Annotated in this window: 18 protein-coding genes and 1 riboswitch; of the genes, 11 read left to right on the forward strand and 7 right to left on the reverse strand. The window is 35.1% G+C overall.

Annotated features, from left to right (window positions below; translation table 11 throughout):
• The first annotated feature begins 41 nt into the window (after positions 1-41).
• The 11 genes from EJ01_RS03415 (at position 42) to EJ01_RS03465 (ending at position 8,517) form a co-directional block, all read left to right on the forward strand.
• Entirely contained in the window at positions 42-500 is a 459-nt protein-coding gene (locus EJ01_RS03415) for a GyrI-like domain-containing protein (protein WP_048080482.1), read from the forward strand.
• A 38-nt stretch (positions 501-538) separates the two neighbouring features.
• On the forward strand, positions 539-1,000 hold the full coding sequence (locus EJ01_RS03420) for an AraC family transcriptional regulator (protein ID WP_048080483.1): 462 nt from the start codon (positions 539-541) through the stop codon (positions 998-1,000).
• A gap of 697 nt (positions 1,001-1,697) precedes the next feature.
• A complete protein-coding gene (locus EJ01_RS03425; protein WP_048080484.1) occupies positions 1,698-2,159 on the forward strand; it encodes a GNAT family N-acetyltransferase in 462 nt (153 codons plus the stop codon).
• Between the two features lie 18 nt (positions 2,160-2,177).
• Complete coding sequence (locus EJ01_RS03430) at positions 2,178-3,158, forward strand: SDR family oxidoreductase (protein ID WP_048080485.1); 981 nt, start codon at positions 2,178-2,180, stop codon at positions 3,156-3,158.
• A gap of 233 nt (positions 3,159-3,391) precedes the next feature.
• Complete coding sequence (locus EJ01_RS03435) at positions 3,392-3,967, forward strand: PadR family transcriptional regulator (RefSeq protein WP_048080486.1); 576 nt, start codon at positions 3,392-3,394, stop codon at positions 3,965-3,967.
• A gap of 157 nt (positions 3,968-4,124) precedes the next feature.
• A complete protein-coding gene (locus EJ01_RS03440; RefSeq protein ID WP_048080487.1) occupies positions 4,125-5,141 on the forward strand; it encodes an ABC transporter ATP-binding protein in 1,017 nt (338 codons plus the stop codon).
• A 4-nt stretch (positions 5,142-5,145) separates the two neighbouring features.
• Entirely contained in the window at positions 5,146-5,457 is a 312-nt protein-coding gene (locus tag EJ01_RS03445; protein ID WP_052375788.1) for a 4Fe-4S binding protein, read from the forward strand.
• A gap of 4 nt (positions 5,458-5,461) precedes the next feature.
• Positions 5,462-6,646, forward strand: coding sequence for an ABC transporter permease (locus EJ01_RS03450; RefSeq protein ID WP_048080488.1), 1,185 nt, complete (start codon positions 5,462-5,464; stop codon positions 6,644-6,646).
• Between the two features lie 141 nt (positions 6,647-6,787).
• A complete protein-coding gene (locus EJ01_RS03455; protein WP_048080489.1) occupies positions 6,788-7,255 on the forward strand; it encodes a hypothetical protein in 468 nt (155 codons plus the stop codon).
• Positions 7,256-7,274: 19 nt separating this feature from the next.
• Positions 7,275-7,838 (forward strand): class I SAM-dependent methyltransferase, encoded by a 564-nt coding sequence (locus EJ01_RS03460; protein ID WP_048080490.1) that lies wholly within the window; start codon positions 7,275-7,277, stop codon positions 7,836-7,838.
• Between the two features lie 49 nt (positions 7,839-7,887).
• Positions 7,888-8,517, forward strand: coding sequence for a class I SAM-dependent methyltransferase (locus EJ01_RS03465; protein ID WP_048080491.1), 630 nt, complete (start codon positions 7,888-7,890; stop codon positions 8,515-8,517).
• A 63-nt stretch (positions 8,518-8,580) separates the two neighbouring features.
• Here the strand turns inward: EJ01_RS03465 and EJ01_RS03470 are convergent, their stop codons facing one another.
• The 7 genes from EJ01_RS03470 to EJ01_RS03500 all read right to left on the reverse strand — a co-directional run bounded on the left by EJ01_RS03470 (position 8,581) and on the right by EJ01_RS03500 (position 16,883).
• Positions 8,581-9,078 carry a DUF2226 domain-containing protein gene (locus EJ01_RS03470; protein WP_048080492.1) on the reverse strand — a complete coding sequence of 166 codons (498 nt, stop codon included), beginning with the start codon at positions 9,076-9,078 and terminating at the stop codon, positions 8,581-8,583.
• Positions 9,079-9,507: 429 nt separating this feature from the next.
• Complete coding sequence (gene ribB / locus EJ01_RS03475) at positions 9,508-10,164, reverse strand: 3,4-dihydroxy-2-butanone-4-phosphate synthase (RefSeq protein WP_048080493.1); 657 nt, start codon at positions 10,162-10,164, stop codon at positions 9,508-9,510.
• A gap of 112 nt (positions 10,165-10,276) precedes the next feature.
• Positions 10,277-10,425, reverse strand: a riboswitch (FMN riboswitch).
• A gap of 149 nt (positions 10,426-10,574) precedes the next feature.
• Positions 10,575-11,720 (reverse strand): O-phospho-L-seryl-tRNA:Cys-tRNA synthase, encoded by a 1,146-nt coding sequence (pscS, locus tag EJ01_RS03480; RefSeq protein WP_048080494.1) that lies wholly within the window; start codon positions 11,718-11,720, stop codon positions 10,575-10,577.
• Positions 11,721-11,837: 117 nt separating this feature from the next.
• Positions 11,838-12,755 (reverse strand): FAD-dependent oxidoreductase, encoded by a 918-nt coding sequence (locus EJ01_RS03485; RefSeq protein ID WP_048080495.1) that lies wholly within the window; start codon positions 12,753-12,755, stop codon positions 11,838-11,840.
• Positions 12,756-12,966: 211 nt separating this feature from the next.
• Positions 12,967-14,829, reverse strand: coding sequence for a Glu-tRNA(Gln) amidotransferase subunit GatE (gene gatE, locus EJ01_RS03490; protein WP_048080588.1), 1,863 nt, complete (start codon positions 14,827-14,829; stop codon positions 12,967-12,969).
• A 25-nt stretch (positions 14,830-14,854) separates the two neighbouring features.
• Positions 14,855-16,168, reverse strand: coding sequence for a Glu-tRNA(Gln) amidotransferase subunit GatD (gene gatD / locus EJ01_RS03495; RefSeq protein ID WP_048080496.1), 1,314 nt, complete (start codon positions 16,166-16,168; stop codon positions 14,855-14,857).
• 337 nt (positions 16,169-16,505) lie between these two features.
• The gene (locus EJ01_RS03500; RefSeq protein WP_048080589.1) at positions 16,506-16,883 is read right to left on the reverse strand and encodes a CBS domain-containing protein; all 378 of its coding nucleotides are present in this window, start codon (positions 16,881-16,883) and stop codon (positions 16,506-16,508) included.
• Between the last annotated feature and the right edge of the window lie 149 nt (positions 16,884-17,032).

Raw genomic sequence — 17,032 nt, forward strand, 5'->3', positions numbered from 1 at the left:
TAAATATCTTTATTTTAAAGAAATTGTCAGGAAGTACAATTATGAAAATAGAAATTAAGAATATAAAAGAAAGTAAAGCAGCTTATGTATCTGTAACCGGTCCTTACGATCAGATACCTGAAATTTTAGAAGAAGTAGTTGGTTATGTTACGGCAGAGAATTTACAGATTACAGAGCCTCCTTATGGAGTATACATAAATAGTCCAATGGATGTACCTCCAGAAGAACTACAATATGAAATGGGGATTACATTTATAGGAGATGCAAATGGAAACAGTAAAGTTAAAATTAAAGAAATTCCTGCCCATCAAGCCGTTTCTACAGTATACAAAGGACCATACGGACAGGCTGCGCAGATATATCAAGCTTTAATTAAATATGCCGATGAAAACGGTTATAATATAGTAGGACCAGTTAAAGAAATATACATGAACAATCCTATGGAAGTATCAGAGAACGAGTTACTTACTGAGGTTCAATTTCCAGTGATGAAAAAATAGTTACGTATGCAGGTCAATAGTTTACCCGAGGAATAATTATGGAAGTACAAGAGAAAAGAGTTAAAGATACACAGGTAGCCTTTATGCGGTACAAAGGTGGTTACGAGAAGATTCCGGAACTTATTGCAGAAACAGTACAATGGGTAACAGACAAAGGATTGAATATGACTGGAATGATTTATGGAGCTTATTTTAACAGCCCCGAAGATGTACCCCCAGAACAACTGCGTTATGAAATAGGTGCTTCCTTCGAAGGTAATGCAGAAGATGAAGGAAAAGTAATGGTTAAAATAATTCCAGAACATACTGTAATTACAACACTTCATAAAGGACCTTATACCGAAGTTGGGCCTGTAATCCGTGGATTAGCAGAATATGCAGATAAAAATGGATATGATATAATAGGGCCTGTTACAGAAGTTTATCTTAACAATCCCAGTGAAACAGAACCAAGTGAATTGCTCACTGAAGTGCAGTTTCCAGTAATTAAAATAGGGTAATAACCTTTGAATTTAGTCAACTCCATGATTAAAACCATTTTCTTTTATTTATGGTGGAACTATATTCTACAATCTAATTTTTCTGCCCTGCAAAATTCCACTATTTCTTTTTCAATAATTTCCCAGTACAGAGTTTTCAGGAGAATAAATTTCATATATTTTGACAGTAAATCATAGTGTTTATCTCCTAAAAACTCTTTAACACATCCCCAACAGTTCCAGTAACATTCAAATTTTCAAACATGTTAAAAATCTGTCAAAATCTATGATTTTGATGTTTGAAAATCGGAGATTTTCAACCGTGAAAAATGAAATTTTTCACATGTTGAAGGAAAACCGTAGCTTACGAAACCAAAGGTTTCGTGCTGTCGAAAGCGTGCTTTCGACGCCCCGAACATTTCATGTTCGAGGGCTCCAAAAATTCAGAGAATTTTTGAGAGGTTTTCCTGAACAGCAAAATAATCGGCATAACCTGCGATGGGAATTCCAGTTTTTGAAATGATTGATTTTAATTCTATTTCTCCAGTTATCATTTCAAATCCAAAGATAATATTAATTTAAAATTTTTCAAAGTACAATGTTAAATTAACGGACATTATACATTCAATAAATACATAAATCATTGTACTTTATCCGGGACATGAACGTTAAAATTTATAATTCCGAATTAGATACATTTAATTAAGGAGGGAAATATTTGGTTGATGTATGTATTAAAAAACTAAAAGAGAATGTAAATATTCCTTACAACTTGTTATTTTTAGCTGATGACTCCAAAGAAGCTATTGAGGATTATATTAAAAGAGGAACTTGTTATGGTGCATATATTGGCCACGAAATAGTTGGAATTTACGTAATTTTAAAAACAAGACCATTTACAATGGAATTAGTAAATATTGCTGTGAAAAAGCAATACCAGAATAAGGGAATTGGAAAGAAAATGGTTTTAGATGCCATAACTAAATCCAGATTAAAGAATGCAAAAATCCTAGAGGTTTGCACAGGAAATTGTGGCATTTCACAAATAGCATTATATCAAAAATGTGGTTTTAGGATTACTGGCATTGATCGTGACTATTTTAAGCAGCATTATAAAGAAAAAATAATAGAAAATGGTATTGAATGTATGGATATGGTAAGATTAAGCATTAATTTATAATAGTGGATTAAGATAACAATGATAGCTGTTACAGGCGCGACAGGGCACATTGGAAATGTACTCGTCCGCAAACTACTGGCAAGAGGCGAAACTGTAAGGGTAATTATACCCCCATTTGAAGACACCGAGCCTCTTAACGGATTAGAAGTTGAAATAGTTGAAGGCGATGTGCGTGATGCGGATTCACTTATTAAAGCATTTCGTGGCGCCGAAATTGTCTATCATTTAGCAGGTATTGTAACAATATCATCTGGAAATGATGATTTTCTTTACCATGTGAACGTTGAAGGAACAAAAAACATTGTTAACGCCTGTTTAAAAAATAATGTGAAACGCATGGTCTATGTTAGCTCTGTTCATGCCCTTAAAGAACCTCCTCACGGTACAGTAATTGATGAAACATGCGATTACGATCCAGAATGTACAAGGGGAAGCTACGACAGGTCAAAGGCTTTAGCATCTCTTGAAGTGATTAAAGGTATTGACAAAAACCTTGATGCAGTGCTGGTTTGTCCCAGTGGAGTTATAGGGCCTTATGATTACAGAATATCTCAAATGGGACATTTGTTTATTAACTTTATGAAAGGCGATTTAAAAGCCCGAGTTGATGGGGCTTATGACTTTGTTGATGTTCGAGATGTGGCAGAGGGAATAATACTGGCCTGCAAAAAGGGAAAATGCGGCGAAAGCTACGTTTTGGCCGGCGAACAGATTTCAGTACAGGACTTATTTTTGGAGCTTGAAAAACTTACTGGAATAAAAGCTCCCTCATTAAAAGTACCGTTATGGCTTGTCAAGGCAGTAAGTAAAGTTTATCCATTGTATTATAAAGTTACTGGCAAAGAACCTCTTTTTACGGCATATTCCATTGAGGTAATTAACAGTAACTCCAAAATAAGCTCTAATAAAGCGTTTAATGAGCTAGGTTATTTTCCCAGACCTATAAAAGAATCAATTAAAGATTCTGTGGAATGGATCAGGAAAAATATTGATTTCTAACTATTTGACCCTTCAGCATTAAAATAGTTTTAACTTGTTTTCTGTTTTATTTAGATCAAAATACCGCAATCTATTTATATAAGTTTCACAATAATATCGATCAGTCGATATCGAGTACTTGATATTGATAATATGAATATACTTTAAATTTAATGTAAAAGAAAGTATAACTAATATTCAATATCAAGTTAACGATATTATATCGGCAGTACGATAGGAGGTAATGATTCTATATGTGGGATAACTGGAGAGATAAGTTGAGCAGTTTAAAGGACGTTCATGACAGATTGGAAGAACTAGGAAGACTTGGCGGTTTGAGAATCTGGATAATTCATGTTTTAGAGGATGGCCCAAAAAATGGTGTAGAAATTATGGACGCTATTCAAGAACATCATGAAGCAATGCATAGAATGCATGATGATCGAATGCGCCATATGAAAGAGGATAAGCATTACCAACAACATCTACAGAGGGCAATGAAACGTACATCACGAAGACCTTCACCCGGCTCAGTGTATCCAATGCTTAAAAAAATGGTTGCTGAAGAGTTAATAGTCAAACAAGAAGACGGAAGATATAAACTTACAGATAAAGGGCAAGAAATGGCCCATAAAATATTCGGACAATTCAGATCGAGTGCAGGACAAATGGATAGAGGAGCACATGCAGTAGAACACTCATTAAACGAAATTGGTAGTTATATCTCTCTCCTTGAAAATATTAAAAGAGAGAAGTTAATTCCACATGAAGAAAGAATAGGAGAACTGAGTGAAAGGCTCAAAAAAATGAAGGATTCGCTCAAAGAGTAATGATTTAAAGTTAATAATTAATTAAGACAACAAATAGTCCAATTACACCATAAAGACTGCTAGAAGCAGCGTTTAGCTATATATTTTTGCGTATTTAGATTTAAGTTAGCTACGGCTCTCTTCGATCAGTAAATAAAATGAGAAATAGGAGAAAAATATGACGGAATATGCCATAGAATTAAATAAACTCACTAAAAAGTTTGGTGATTTTACAGCAGTAGATGATTTATCACTTACTGTAAAAGAGGGAGAAATATTTGGCTTTTTAGGTCCAAATGGTGCGGGTAAAAGTACCACCATAAGAATGCTCTGTACGCTCGCCCAACCTACATCTGGATCGGCTAAAGTTGCAGGTTATGATCTGATTAAAGATTCTGCCAGAGTTCGGGAAAATATTGGACTGGTTGCAGAGAAAATGATTATGTATGACAGACTTACCGCTGCTGAAAACCTCAGGTTCTTTGGAAAACTCTATGAAATACCAAAGCAGAAACTTGAAGAAAAAATTGACGAACTGCTTGAACTGGTTGACATGCAGGAATGGAAGAACACACAGATATCTAAATTTTCCACAGGTATGAAACAGAGAATTAATGTTATCCGAGCATTATTGCCAGAGCCCAAGATTGTATTCATGGATGAACCAACACTCGGGCTTGACCCACAGACAACATTTTCCATAAGAGACATTACAAGGGAAATCAACGACAGTGGAGTAACAGTGATACTTACAACTCACGCCATGGTAGAAGCAGAAGCCTTGAGCGACAGAGTTGCTATTATCGACCATGGTAAAGTCGCTGCCCTTGATACGCCGCAGAAACTGAAGAATATGATAACAAACAGCGATACAACAGTTTTCGGCACCAAAATTACAAATCTAACATCTGATTTAATTGGAAAGATCAATTCACTTGATGTTGTAACTGCAGTATCCCAACAAGACGATTATAATCTGAAAATTAGTGCTAAAGGTGACGATGCACTTAATCAGATCATCGATGCGATCCGTCATGAAGGCGGTAATATCGCATCAATAACAAACAGCAATGAATCAACTCTAGAAGATGTTTTCTTAGCTGTAACCGGTAAAGAAATGCGTGACCAGGCCAGTGAAAAAGCAGCCCCAACACATCATGGGCATGGACATGCACCTAAAGCACGGGTGAGGTGAGATCATGAGTATAAGAAGTGCTGCAGCTCGTTTCCACAGAATGTTTAACCAAAGACAAAAATTTGGAATACCTAGAGTCGCTGCAGTTGTAAACCCCGATAAATGCACCTGTTGTGCCCTCTGCAAAAGCACATGTCCATTTTTATTTAATGCCATTCAGGTTGATAAATTTAATGGAGTTTCAATAGAGGCTGAAAAATGTGCCGGATGTGGCCGCTGCGAAAAAGCATGCAGAACAAATGCAATTAAAGTAGTTAATCAAAATACAGGAAACGAATTTATAGAGATAAACACATTTAAAGCAAGGATGAGGTAAAAACATGGACGCAATGAAGATGTTAAAAGACAGTTATCATGTAATGGCTAAGGACATGCTTGAACTTAGGCGCAACAAAATGTCTCTGGCAGCCCTTTTTATCATGCCTTTGATTTTCCTGGTCATGTTCGGTTTCATTTTCCCAACTGGTAACACTCAATTGAACATGCCAGTAGGGCTGGTTAACCTAGATCATGGACAGGGAAGTAGCGAATTCATAGCACAGCTTGAAACAGTTAATAATAACACCCATTATATGGCATTAACGAACTTCACGGGTGTTGATGATGCCATGACACAGGTAAAAGAAGGAAAACTATCAGGTGTAATTATTATACCGCAGGGATTCTCCGATAATATAACAAATGGAAAATCTGGTACTTTCACGGCTTATATTGATAACAGTATACCCCAAAGCTCAGCACAGATCCAACAAGCGCTATCAAGTACAGTAATTAATATGAACAACATTAAAGCAGAAGCCAACGTCATGACCTTGAGTAAGGCTACAAATCAGATCGTTAATCCCCAGGCGATGATTTTCCCTTATACTCCAAATGTCGAGACATCTATACCTGGCCAGACAAATTACTTCAACTTCCTGGCACCTGGACTGATGATCATGATTGTGATGATGTCAGTTATGACAGGTATTCCGGAAGCCATTTCCAAAGAAAAGGAAATAGGTACATTTGACGGGATGCTATCTGCACCTATTAGTCAGATATCTGTTATAATCGGTAAAACTGCCGCATTATGTACAAGAGGTCTAATTCAATGTGTAATAATACTTGCAATCGCGATACTCCTCTTTGGAGTCACTATTCAGGGAAATATCCTGCTGGCATTCTTCATGCTTCTCCTTGGGATATTCAGCTTCATAGGAATTGGAATAATGGCCATTTCCATGTCTGGAGACCAGGCATCAAGTACAATGATCGTGAACCTGCTGATGTTCCCAATGATGTTCCTTGGAGGTGTATTCTACCCAATTCAGCAGATGCCCTGGTTCATGCAGATTATTTCGCAGTTTATTCCCCTGACATATGCTGCAGATGCAATGCGTAAAATAATGCTCTTGAACGCAGGTATCGGTGAGGTAATGACACAGATAGTCATACTTATAGTGTTTGGTATCGTTACAATGGCTATTGCCGTACCATTATTCAGAAAATCAATGACAAGATGAATAATAGCTAAAACAGGGTTTAATTAAAAAAGATATTTAATGTTTGAAATTGTGGATTAAACCCCCATTCAAACATTTATTTAAAAATTAGGAGGACTACATACTATAAAATATAATTTTAAAGTTTAGGAGGGAACAATTATGGAATTTGAGAACACAATAAGAAGAATTATTGAAAAAGAGTGTGAAGATTATTATTTAGGCATTGCAGACTTGTCCCTTGCAGAAAATGACATACTTAAACAGTATGAATCATTTTTTGATGAGTATCCTCGAGCAATATCCATTGGAATTACATTACCTTATACAGCCACACGTAAAACAGTAGATAAAAATACCAAAGTTTATAATGAAACCAACCAACAATTAAACGCAATTACGACGAGTTTAAGCAAATTACTGCAACAAAAGGGATATAAAACTCTATCCATCCCTAAAACAGAAAAAGTAGATGATAATAACTTTATTTCATTACATAAACTGGCTGCAAATGTGGCAAATCTTGGAGAAATTGAAAAAAATGGTTTATTGATAACACCAGAAGCAGGTTCTGGAGTTAATTGGGGTACAATACTTACGGATGCCCCCCTTGAAGCGGCCAATCAATGAATTTTAAAGTGGGATGAAAATGTTTACAAACTTAAGATTGAACATGCTAAATAAAAAAGCTGCTTCACTTGAAAACAGACCAGAAGAAGTTTTAAAGAATCTAAATATACATAAAGGAGATATTATTGGAGATGTTGGTGCTGGAGGAGGATATTTTACCTTTGAATTTTCCAAAAAAGTAGGGAAAAAGGGCAGAGTATACGCAATTGATACCAACCAGAAATCACTGGCTTTTATAGATAATAAGTCAAAAAAAGAGATGATTAATAATATAAAACCAGTATTAGCTAATGAAAAAGGGTTTTTATTGCCCGAAACAGCAGATATATTCTTTTTAAGGAATGTATTTCATCATCTCCCAGAACCTGTTGAATACTTTAAAAATATAAAACAATTTTTAAAAAAAGATGGAAAAATAGTTATAATGGATTATAAAAAGGAACAATCCCGCTTTGTAGGTATGTTCGGACATTATACTCCCGAAAAAACTGTGATAGACATCATGAAGAAAGCAGGATTTGATGCATCAGAAAAATTTGGTTTCTTACCAAGGCAATCGTTTATTATATTCAAAATAAAATAATTTCCATAAATGGCAAATGAAAATAATAAACAAATACTGAAGGGAAAATATGTTAAAAAATAAAGCAGATAATTATAAAGAAAAATCAAAGAAGAGTTTCAATCAACAGGCTGAAAACTACGACGCAGGGTATTATGGAAAGCACGCTAATGCCCTATATAACACTGTACTTCAGAAATTAAACCAATTTTCCTTTAATAAACTTTTAGATGTAGGATGTGGTACAGGAAACCTCTTATCACTCATATCTTCCAAATATGAAGTTCAAATCGTTGGAATTGACCTTTCACCAGAAATGTTAAATATTGCTCGAAATAAGCTGGACGAAACTGCAGATTTAAGACTATGCGACTCTGAAAGTCTACCATTCAATGACAACAGTTTTGATATGGTCATATGTACTGATTCATTTCATCACTACCCCAATCCTGCAAACGTTTTGGCAGAAGTTAAAAGGGTACTTAAAGCAGGAGGAAATTTCATAATTACAGATCCATGGTTAGCTACACCTTTCAGGCAATTTGCTAATATATTCATGCCTTTTAACAAAGATGGAGATATTAAAATTTACGGCGAATCAGAAATTCGTAAATTACTGGAAAATGCAGGTTTCAATACCATAGAATGGGAGCAATTAAATAAAAGAGCTTTTATAGCCACTGCACATACTACAAATTAAGATTAAACAAACAACAGCACACAACCATCACATAAATTAAAATGAAAATATTTGGATAAATAATTAAAATGATTCTATATTTATTTCAAAATTTTCAACAAGATCATAAGAATTAAAAAGTTCACTTATTTCTATTTGAGTTACTTCTATTGTTTCAGCATCCACACTATTTGAATGTCCCATTATTTTGTCTAAAAAGCCTTTAGATTCATATTCTATAATGATTGTCACTACTCCATATAATTCATCAGAATAATCTATGAATACTTCAACTGCAGCTTTTTTTATGGCCTTTAAAGACATTACAGCACTATGTATCTTCTTAGATAGAATTCGCTCCATGCTTTCAAGTTCTTTATTATTTAAAGTATCTCGACTATATGATCCTAAAAGTTCATCGATTTCCTTTTCTTCCATATCTTTGAGCCCATATTTCTCTAAAAGATTATCCCTTTCAGTAAGCTCTTCATTCAGATTATTATTTTCATTATCGGGATCATTATCAAACTTTTTCCTTGCTGATGGATCTTCTATTGCTGCTTTGAGTTCATGTATATCCACATTACTTCCCCATGCTGTACTAATAGCATTACATAAATCAGAGCCGTATCCAACATCTCCAGCATGTTAGTTACAGCATAATTTTTTATACTTAATATAAGTTTAATTTCATCTAATAAATCATTTTAGTAAATACACAAATATGCAATAGTTAATTAAGCATATTGAACAAATATGGGCTAAAAAATGATAATTACTTATTATTGTACTAATTAGTACCATCTAACTTATTTAGACCAATATTTACCAATTTACAACTCTTTAAACTGTTTTGGAGAAATAAAATTTATAATTACTTTTTGGCTGCTAATATCAAATAAAACGATTACGATGACATACAAGTTAATTATCATATTATAATTAAAAAACCTGAGATATCTCAGGTTTCCACAAATATCTTATTAATTTTAGCCAGTTAAGATTTTAGGCTCAGTTTAAGCTGTTCAGTTCAACCTGCTTACGGTAGTTAACCATATCTTCAACTGTAACTACAGGCATGCTGTGCTTTACAGCAAAATCTACTATTTCAGGCATGCGTGCCATTGTCCCATCAGGATTTGTAAGTTCACAGAGAACACCACATGGTTTTAATCCAGCAAGTCCCATCATATCAACAACTGCTTCAGTATGCCCTCTACGTTCCAATACTCCACCAGGACGGGCTCTTAAAGGAAACACATGTCCGGGGTGGTGAAGATCTTCAGGCTGAGCATCATCTGCAATAGCAGTTTTAACTGTTTTAACTCTATCAGCCGCTGATACACCAGTAGTAACTCCCTCTGCAGCCTCAATAGATATCGTGTAAGCTGTTTTAAAACGGCTTGAATTATTTTCTACCATCATGGGTAATTCTAATTCATTTACTTTTTCTTCATTGAGACATAAACATACAATACCGCTGCATTCTCGAATAAGCATTGCCATTTGGGCCTCATTAAGGGATTCTGCAGCAAAAATTATGTCCCCCTCATTTTCTCGTTGCTCATCATCGGTAACTATTATACCTTGACCACAGCGAAGGGAATTTAAAGCATTTTCCACCCTTTCTACTGAGTTACCGAATTGCGCCAATAAATTTTGATTCATGGTAATAAACCTCCATTTTTAGTTGACTTACCAGAATCAGGGCAAAAAAACATAGACATGCCTAGTACTGAATATACCTGAATATTACAAGCATTCAAAACATTACAGACATTCATATTCTCTCCCATCCGGACTTTCACCGTCGGCTCTGGATTCTAACCAGATCTGCTGACCTCTTTAATAAAAAAGAGCGCTCGCGGGCTTACTAATCTAAATTAGCATACCGCCGGTAGGGAATTCCACCCTGCCCTGAGAATAAGTCATTGATACATCACTTTTAATTTAATAAATAATTTTCGCTTAATACCTAAAAATAAATTTAAAATAATTCATCAGGACAGCCTTTTATAAATAAAATTAACCTAATCTGCTCTTTACGGATTTATACCAAAAATAAAATTTTAATTTCCTTAAATTAAGTCTTTATACTTATCTACAATTTCCTTAAATGAATTTGCGATATATGATATCTGCTCTTCGCTGAATCCATAAACACTGCATTTGAACCATTTGGTCTGTCCACGTTTTATTCCAACGATATTTCTCTTTTTAAGTTCTTCATACAGGAAAAAGCCCCTTCGCGGATGGTTTTCAGCTATTTTATCAAAGATAGGTGTTTCAAATCTGGTGAGGTCATGTTCTTTTGGTTTTACCCCTATCTGATGAACACCTTCAATTTCTTCCAGCTGCCTTACAAAATTCCTTGTCTTTTCAACTTCCGTGCCCCAATGCTTGACCCTCTCTGCAACATATGGGAGTGATGCCATTAAAGTTACTATTGGAGCTCCCCTACTAGTACATCCAAGCATTTCAATTTCTTTAACTTTATGCCTCTTTGAATGTTTAAGTAAAGCATCCGAATATTCTTCCTTCATTCCAAGCACACCAATTGGTCCAGATGCCGCCATGCTCTTATGGCCGCTTCCAACTACAAAATCCATATTTAATGCTTTAGCATCTATGGGCAGTCTTCCCATAGAATATGCGCAGTTTAAAATTATAGGGATTCCTGCTTTATGGGCTACATCACCCACTGCTTTTGCATCAGCCAGGTTACCATAGTCACCATCCACATGAGTAAGCAAAGAAAGTTTGATATCTATTCCACTGTCAATTGCGTTTTCCAAAGTTTCCCTGTATTTTTCAGGAGTTATTTCATATGTAGGATGCCCATTATTTGGAACTTCAATTACATTAATCTTATTTCGCTCTGCAGCAAGATGGGTTGTGTAGTGTGCATTTCCATCTACAATTACAGTATCGCCAGGTTCACATAACGCATGCATTATTGCAAATTTACTTTCCCTTGCACCATGTGTAGTTCTTACCTCATCAACATTGATAAATTTCGCTAAATCCTGTAAAAATCCACTTATTGAAGGATTAGGCACTTCATCAAGCCTTCCAGCACAGTAATCACATACACTGTAACCATCAGCATACTCAATTAAAGCTTTTCTTGCCTCAATAGGAAGCATTCCCCCACGCTGGAGAGGATTTAAGTTCAAATTGTCTCTTTCTGTATTTCGTGTAAGCCCATACTCCTGACATTCCATATTATTCACCTGTATCTCTATTAAATAATTAAAAAAAGATAAAAATATATTAAAAGCATCTATTAATGCTTGATTTAAAGTTAATGATATTTTACTGACTATTTTACAAATTTGATATTAACTGATCCTCATTAAGTCATCATAAGCTGACAAAGCAGCTACTGCACCTTCTCCACATGCAACCACCCACTGATTAACTCCACCAGTGATATCACCAGCAGAGTATATCCCTTGAATATTGGTTTTTTGGCTTTTATCAGTTATAATGTAACCATTTTTGTCAGTCTCTAATCCTATATCTTTAGCTATACCATTTGAAGGTATGTCTCCAACTGCTATAAATATTCCATCAATCGGGTATTCATTTTTTTCATTAGTTTTTTTGTTAAGCAGTACTACACTTTTTACAAACATGTCACCCTTTATTTCATCTATAACAGAGTCCCAGAACATTGCAATATCTTTTTCTTTTAATTTCTCCTGCAGATATTTTTCAGCCCTAAGTTCATCCCTTCTATGTGCAACAGCAGTATATGAACCAATGGTATCTAAATATAAAGCTCCCTGAATGGCAGTATTACCTCCACCCACTACTAAAATCCTTTTACCCATAAACAAAGGTCCATCACAGACTGCACAGTAAAAAACACCTCTTCCAAGGAATTCTTTTTCTCCAGGTGCGTTAAGTTTTCTATGAGTAGTTCCGGTACACAATATCACTGATTTGGCCTTATATTCTGCTTTCTGGGATGAAACTTTTATTTCGTGGTCGCCAATGATTTCTAATTTTTTGACTTCTTCCATTTCATTTATTTTAGCGTACTTCAATGCCTGCTTTTTAGTGTAGTCTATTAATACTTTACCAGAAACTAATTCAAATCCTGGATAATTTTCCATATTAGGAACCATCAGTCCGGCTCCACCTGCAAGCTGTTTTTCAAGTATTAATGTCTTTAATCCCTGCCTTCCAGCATAGATTCCTGCTGTCAGCCCGGCAGGCCCTGATCCTATAATAATAACATCATATTCATCCATCAGATCACCTTAAGTCACTAATTATAGTGAATAATCTAAATTATTCTGTAATTTTAAAGAATTTAAACAGACCACCATACAATTAAAGCGCGTAAATACAGTTAAAATGGATGATTTCGAGCATCTATTTATCCACTAAAAAAACAGCGGTTTTAGGTGCTCTAAATCAAATTTAACGCTTTTAATCCATTATTCATTTTTTTAAGTTAACTCATTCTATATTCTGTAACTTATCCCTCAAAAGTTTATTCACAAGCTTCCCATCAGCTTTCCCCTTTAACTTTTTCATGGACATACCCATAAGAGGACCCATAGCACCCATTCCACGTTCTTCTACCATTTTCTTATTTGAGAAAACTATTTCAGCTATTATCTCTTCAACATCACCTTCAGACAGCATCATTAAATTCAAACTTTCTGCTGCTTCTTGTGGTGAATTGCCCTCACTGCACACATTTGCTAAAATCTGAGGAAGTGCATCTTTTGATATTTGACCATTTTCTAAAAGTTCAAATGCCTCAAGCAAAATGCTGTTATTCAATTCATCTATGCTGCATCCATCCCTTTTTAGTTCCTTTAAAGTATAAGCTAAAGTTGATGCTATCGTTGTAGAATCCACACCAGATTCTGCTTTGATTTCTTCAAAACTGTCAGCCCTATTTCTCCTTACAAGCTGTTTTGCAAGGTCTTCACTTAAATTATACTGTTTAATTATCCTAACTTTCTTTTCATCTGGAAGTTCTGGTAAATCAGACTTTATATCATCAAGCAGCTCTTTTGATACGCTGATTGCAGGAATATCTGTTTCCACATACATTCTGCTTGCTGTTGGAAGTGGTCTCAAATAGTCTGAATTTCCATCAGGCAATGCTTTTCTTGTTTCTTCTGGTACTGCTTGAAGTGAGATTTTTGCCCTTCTCTGGACTTCCTGTAAAGCATTGAGGGCTTTTTCTTTTTCATCTGCAATTAGAATAAAAGCATCTTCATCCCCAATGCCTAAAAACTCATTTATTGCATTAACTTCATCTTCAGTTATGCCATAAGCTGGAAGTTCATCAGTGTGGAACAGTCCAGATACTCCCATTTTCTTAGCATACCCTGCAAGTTCTGTACCAAATCTTCTACCCGGCTGAATCTCCATTCCTATTAATCCTTTAAAACCATTCAATTTAATTGCAAATACGCTCTCAGCTTTTGCGATTATTTTGGATTTAGTTTCTTTTAATAGAGGAGCTATATCATACAATTCATCGTCAACAGATGCATTTCTATTATTCAATTCATCCTTTATTTTTAAAAGGTTTATCTGCCTGGTCACTTCATTTTCAACCATTGTAGACATAAGATCTAAATCTTGAACTCCTTTTAGCTCGACCCTTGCACCTTCTCGGATTGATATATTCAAATCCTGGCGTATAGTTCCTATTCCTCTTTTAACTTTAGTACTCCTAAGTACTTGTCCTATATGGTATGCAACTTCTTTTACCTGTTCAGGGTGAGTTATAGAAGGTGCGGTTGTTATTTCAACAAGAGGAATTCCAAGCCTGTCCAGCCTGAAGTTAACTTTACCCTTCTCCTGTCCAATTCTTCTTGCGGCATCTTCTTCAAGACATAAAACGTCAATCTGGACATTTCCATATTTTGTTTCCAGAACACCTTCTGTTGCAACAAGACCTGTTCTCTGGAAACCACCAGTATTACTTCCATCTATTACCTGTTTCCTCATGGTATGGAATTCATCCACAACATGCATATTGAGGAGTGTTGCTATTATTAAGGATACTTCAAGTGCTTCCCTATTTAATGGATGTGGAGGTTCTTCATCTGCTTCAACAAGGCAAGTTTCATGTGCATAAGCATCATAGATGAAATTTAGTTTTCTTCGTGCCTCTTCAAATGCAGCCCGGTCTATTTTCCCAAGTTCACTTTGTGTAGGTCTTAAATTCCTTAAAATTTTAAATTCTGGTTCTTTATCAGTAAGATTACAATCGCATGGGCAGAATAACTTTTCTTTCGTATTCAACTGCTGGTGTACTTCAAGACCCATTTTAAGTCCAAGTTTTTCATAATCAATCATTAAATCACCGTTAATCATCAAATTACATTAAAAAATACTTTATGGAGCTTTTATCTTCAATTTCTCCAGCTATGTTAGTTTGCATTGTTTTTTCGACTTCTTCAATTTCATCAGTTTGCCCTAAAGCCCAGCAGAGTTTAACATAAGCTGTTTCAGGTAACATGTCCCCTGCAGAGATTACGCCTGCATTTATAAGTTTTCTTCCAGTACTGTAAACGTTCATGTTGACTTTTCCATAAAGACACTGAGAAGTCATAACCACAGGAATTCCACTGTCCCTTGCTCTTTTTATAGATGGAATAATTTCCTCTGGACAGTGCCCCAAACCAGTACCTTCCAGAACAATCCCTTTATATCCCTTATCCATATGATACTCAATTATTTCACCAGAAATACCAGGGTAGCTCTTAATAAATGCAACATTAGATTCTACAGCATCCTGAAGCTCAACTTCACCATCGGTCCTTGTTTTATACATTAACTGTTCATCTAAAATTTCAATTCCCCCGTTTTGAACCCGTGCAAGTGGAGATGTATTTATACTTCTAAAGGTGTCTCTTCTTGAGGTGTGCATCTTTCTTACCTTTGTACCTCTGTGTAAATCACAGTAGGTGTCATCTTCAGTCCCATGCATGCAGACCATGACTTCAGCTATATCTGATTTAGCGGCAGTCACTGAATTTAAAAGGTTTAAAAATGCATCAGAGGAAGGCCGGTCTGAACTCCGCTGCGCACCAGTAAGCACTACCGGTACCGGAGTATCCAGCATAAAACTCAACGCAGCTGATGTATAGTGCATGGTATCAGTCCCATGGGCAACAACAACACCATAAGCGCCGTCATTTATTTCATCAGCTATGGATCTTGCTGATTTAACCCAGTATTCAGGTTTCATGTTTTCGCTTAAGATGTTTAAAACTGCTTTTCCTTTGATATTTGCATATTCCAGAAGTTCAGGGTTAGCCCGAATAAGATCATCAGCCGTAAATGCAGGATGAACTGCACCAGTTTTGTAATCAATTATCGATGCAACTGTTCCCCCAGTTGATATTATGGATATATCATGTTTCTGGCTGTCTTTTTCAATATCAAGTTTCGATAATTCAATTTTAGGTTTTTCACCCTTTTTAACGAGTTCAATTGTTGCATTTTCTATATTTATTCCAACATTGTAACCATTTTTAAGCTTTAAAACAAGATGCGTCTCATCAGCATCTTCAGCTCTGTCTAAAAGCATGCCTTCGTAGGAAATATCTTGCTTGGTTATTTTGACACTGTCACCAATTGATATGCCTGCTGATTTTAAAAATATTTCTGAAGCTCCTCTGTAACTCATAAAATCCCTCTTTTATCGGTTGTAATTATGAAATTAAATTCAAAATAGTTTATACTTACTCTATATTTTAATTAGTTATTAAATAATTTAAATGAGTTTGAATAATTAACCATGTTGATCCTGTTTAATACATGCCACTTGAAACTTTTGTAATTTAACTTAATTTTGATTGATTTTATTTAAATTGATTCATTAATCTCAAGCACTACAAAAAGTAATTGTAAAAAGAGGAAAGGTAACAGAAAATAAAAAAATCAAAACTACCTACTTTTTGATAAATACCTGCAAGAAATTAATCCCCAAGTCTTTAAAAAATATTGAATTTCAGGCATATCAACTAATCTAACCCTGCAAGTGCACGAATAAGTGAGCTTTGAGTTATAAGACCAACTAGATTTCCATTTTCAACTACAGGAATCCTTTGATAACCTTTATCTGCCATGATTCTTGTAATTTCAAGTATAGGAGTATCTCTATTAGCCACGTATAATTCTTTAGTCATTAGATCATTTACTTTAAGACCCAAAGCTTCTCCTCCAGCTAAAAGAACATCTCTATGAGTTATTATTCCTACAATTCTCTTATCATCAACTACAGGAAGTCCCCCAACATTACATCTCATCATTTTCAATTTAGCTGCTGCAACCAGGTCTTTTGGAGAAGTTACGTGAACTTCTTCGATCATGATGTCCTCTGCCTTTAGCTTTTTAATCATAGACTTATTTTTAGTACCAGTCATATATTAAGATAAGGAATTGCACTTCCAAATGCAACTATCATGAACTATGAATTATACAAAATTACTGAATTGAAGTAATTTTTTTAAAAGATACGGTCCCCAAATAATAAATCACCAGTATTGCA

It is taken from the genome of Methanobacterium veterum (assembly GCF_000745485.1).
GTDB classification, from domain to species: Archaea; Methanobacteriota; Methanobacteria; order Methanobacteriales; family Methanobacteriaceae; genus Methanobacterium_D; species Methanobacterium_D veterum.

What these genes read in the sequence shown, in the direction of transcription:
- EJ01_RS03415 (WP_048080482.1), top strand. Translation starts at nt 42, where the DNA reads ATGAAAATAGAAATTAAGAATATAAAAGAAAGTAAAGCAGCTTATGTA.
- EJ01_RS03420 (WP_048080483.1), top strand. Translation starts at nt 539, where the DNA reads ATGGAAGTACAAGAGAAAAGAGTTAAAGATACACAGGTAGCCTTTATG.
- EJ01_RS03430 (WP_048080485.1), top strand. Translation starts at nt 2,178, where the DNA reads ATGATAGCTGTTACAGGCGCGACAGGGCACATTGGAAATGTACTCGTC.
- EJ01_RS03435 (WP_048080486.1), top strand. Translation starts at nt 3,392, where the DNA reads ATGTGGGATAACTGGAGAGATAAGTTGAGCAGTTTAAAGGACGTTCAT.
- EJ01_RS03440 (WP_048080487.1), top strand. Translation starts at nt 4,125, where the DNA reads ATGACGGAATATGCCATAGAATTAAATAAACTCACTAAAAAGTTTGGT.
- EJ01_RS03445 (WP_052375788.1), top strand. Translation starts at nt 5,146, where the DNA reads ATGAGTATAAGAAGTGCTGCAGCTCGTTTCCACAGAATGTTTAACCAA.
- EJ01_RS03450 (WP_048080488.1), top strand. Translation starts at nt 5,462, where the DNA reads ATGGACGCAATGAAGATGTTAAAAGACAGTTATCATGTAATGGCTAAG.
- EJ01_RS03455 (WP_048080489.1), top strand. Translation starts at nt 6,788, where the DNA reads ATGGAATTTGAGAACACAATAAGAAGAATTATTGAAAAAGAGTGTGAA.
- EJ01_RS03460 (WP_048080490.1), top strand. Translation starts at nt 7,275, where the DNA reads ATGTTTACAAACTTAAGATTGAACATGCTAAATAAAAAAGCTGCTTCA.
- EJ01_RS03465 (WP_048080491.1), top strand. Translation starts at nt 7,888, where the DNA reads ATGTTAAAAAATAAAGCAGATAATTATAAAGAAAAATCAAAGAAGAGT.
- ribB (WP_048080493.1), bottom strand. Translation starts at nt 10,164, where the DNA reads ATGAATCAAAATTTATTGGCGCAATTCGGTAACTCAGTAGAAAGGGTG.
- pscS (WP_048080494.1), bottom strand. Translation starts at nt 11,720, where the DNA reads ATGGAATGTCAGGAGTATGGGCTTACACGAAATACAGAAAGAGACAAT.
- EJ01_RS03485 (WP_048080495.1), bottom strand. Translation starts at nt 12,755, where the DNA reads ATGGATGAATATGATGTTATTATTATAGGATCAGGGCCTGCCGGGCTG.
- gatD (WP_048080496.1), bottom strand. Translation starts at nt 16,168, where the DNA reads ATGAGTTACAGAGGAGCTTCAGAAATATTTTTAAAATCAGCAGGCATA.
- EJ01_RS03500 (WP_048080589.1), bottom strand. Translation starts at nt 16,883, where the DNA reads ATGATTAAAAAGCTAAAGGCAGAGGACATCATGATCGAAGAAGTTCAC.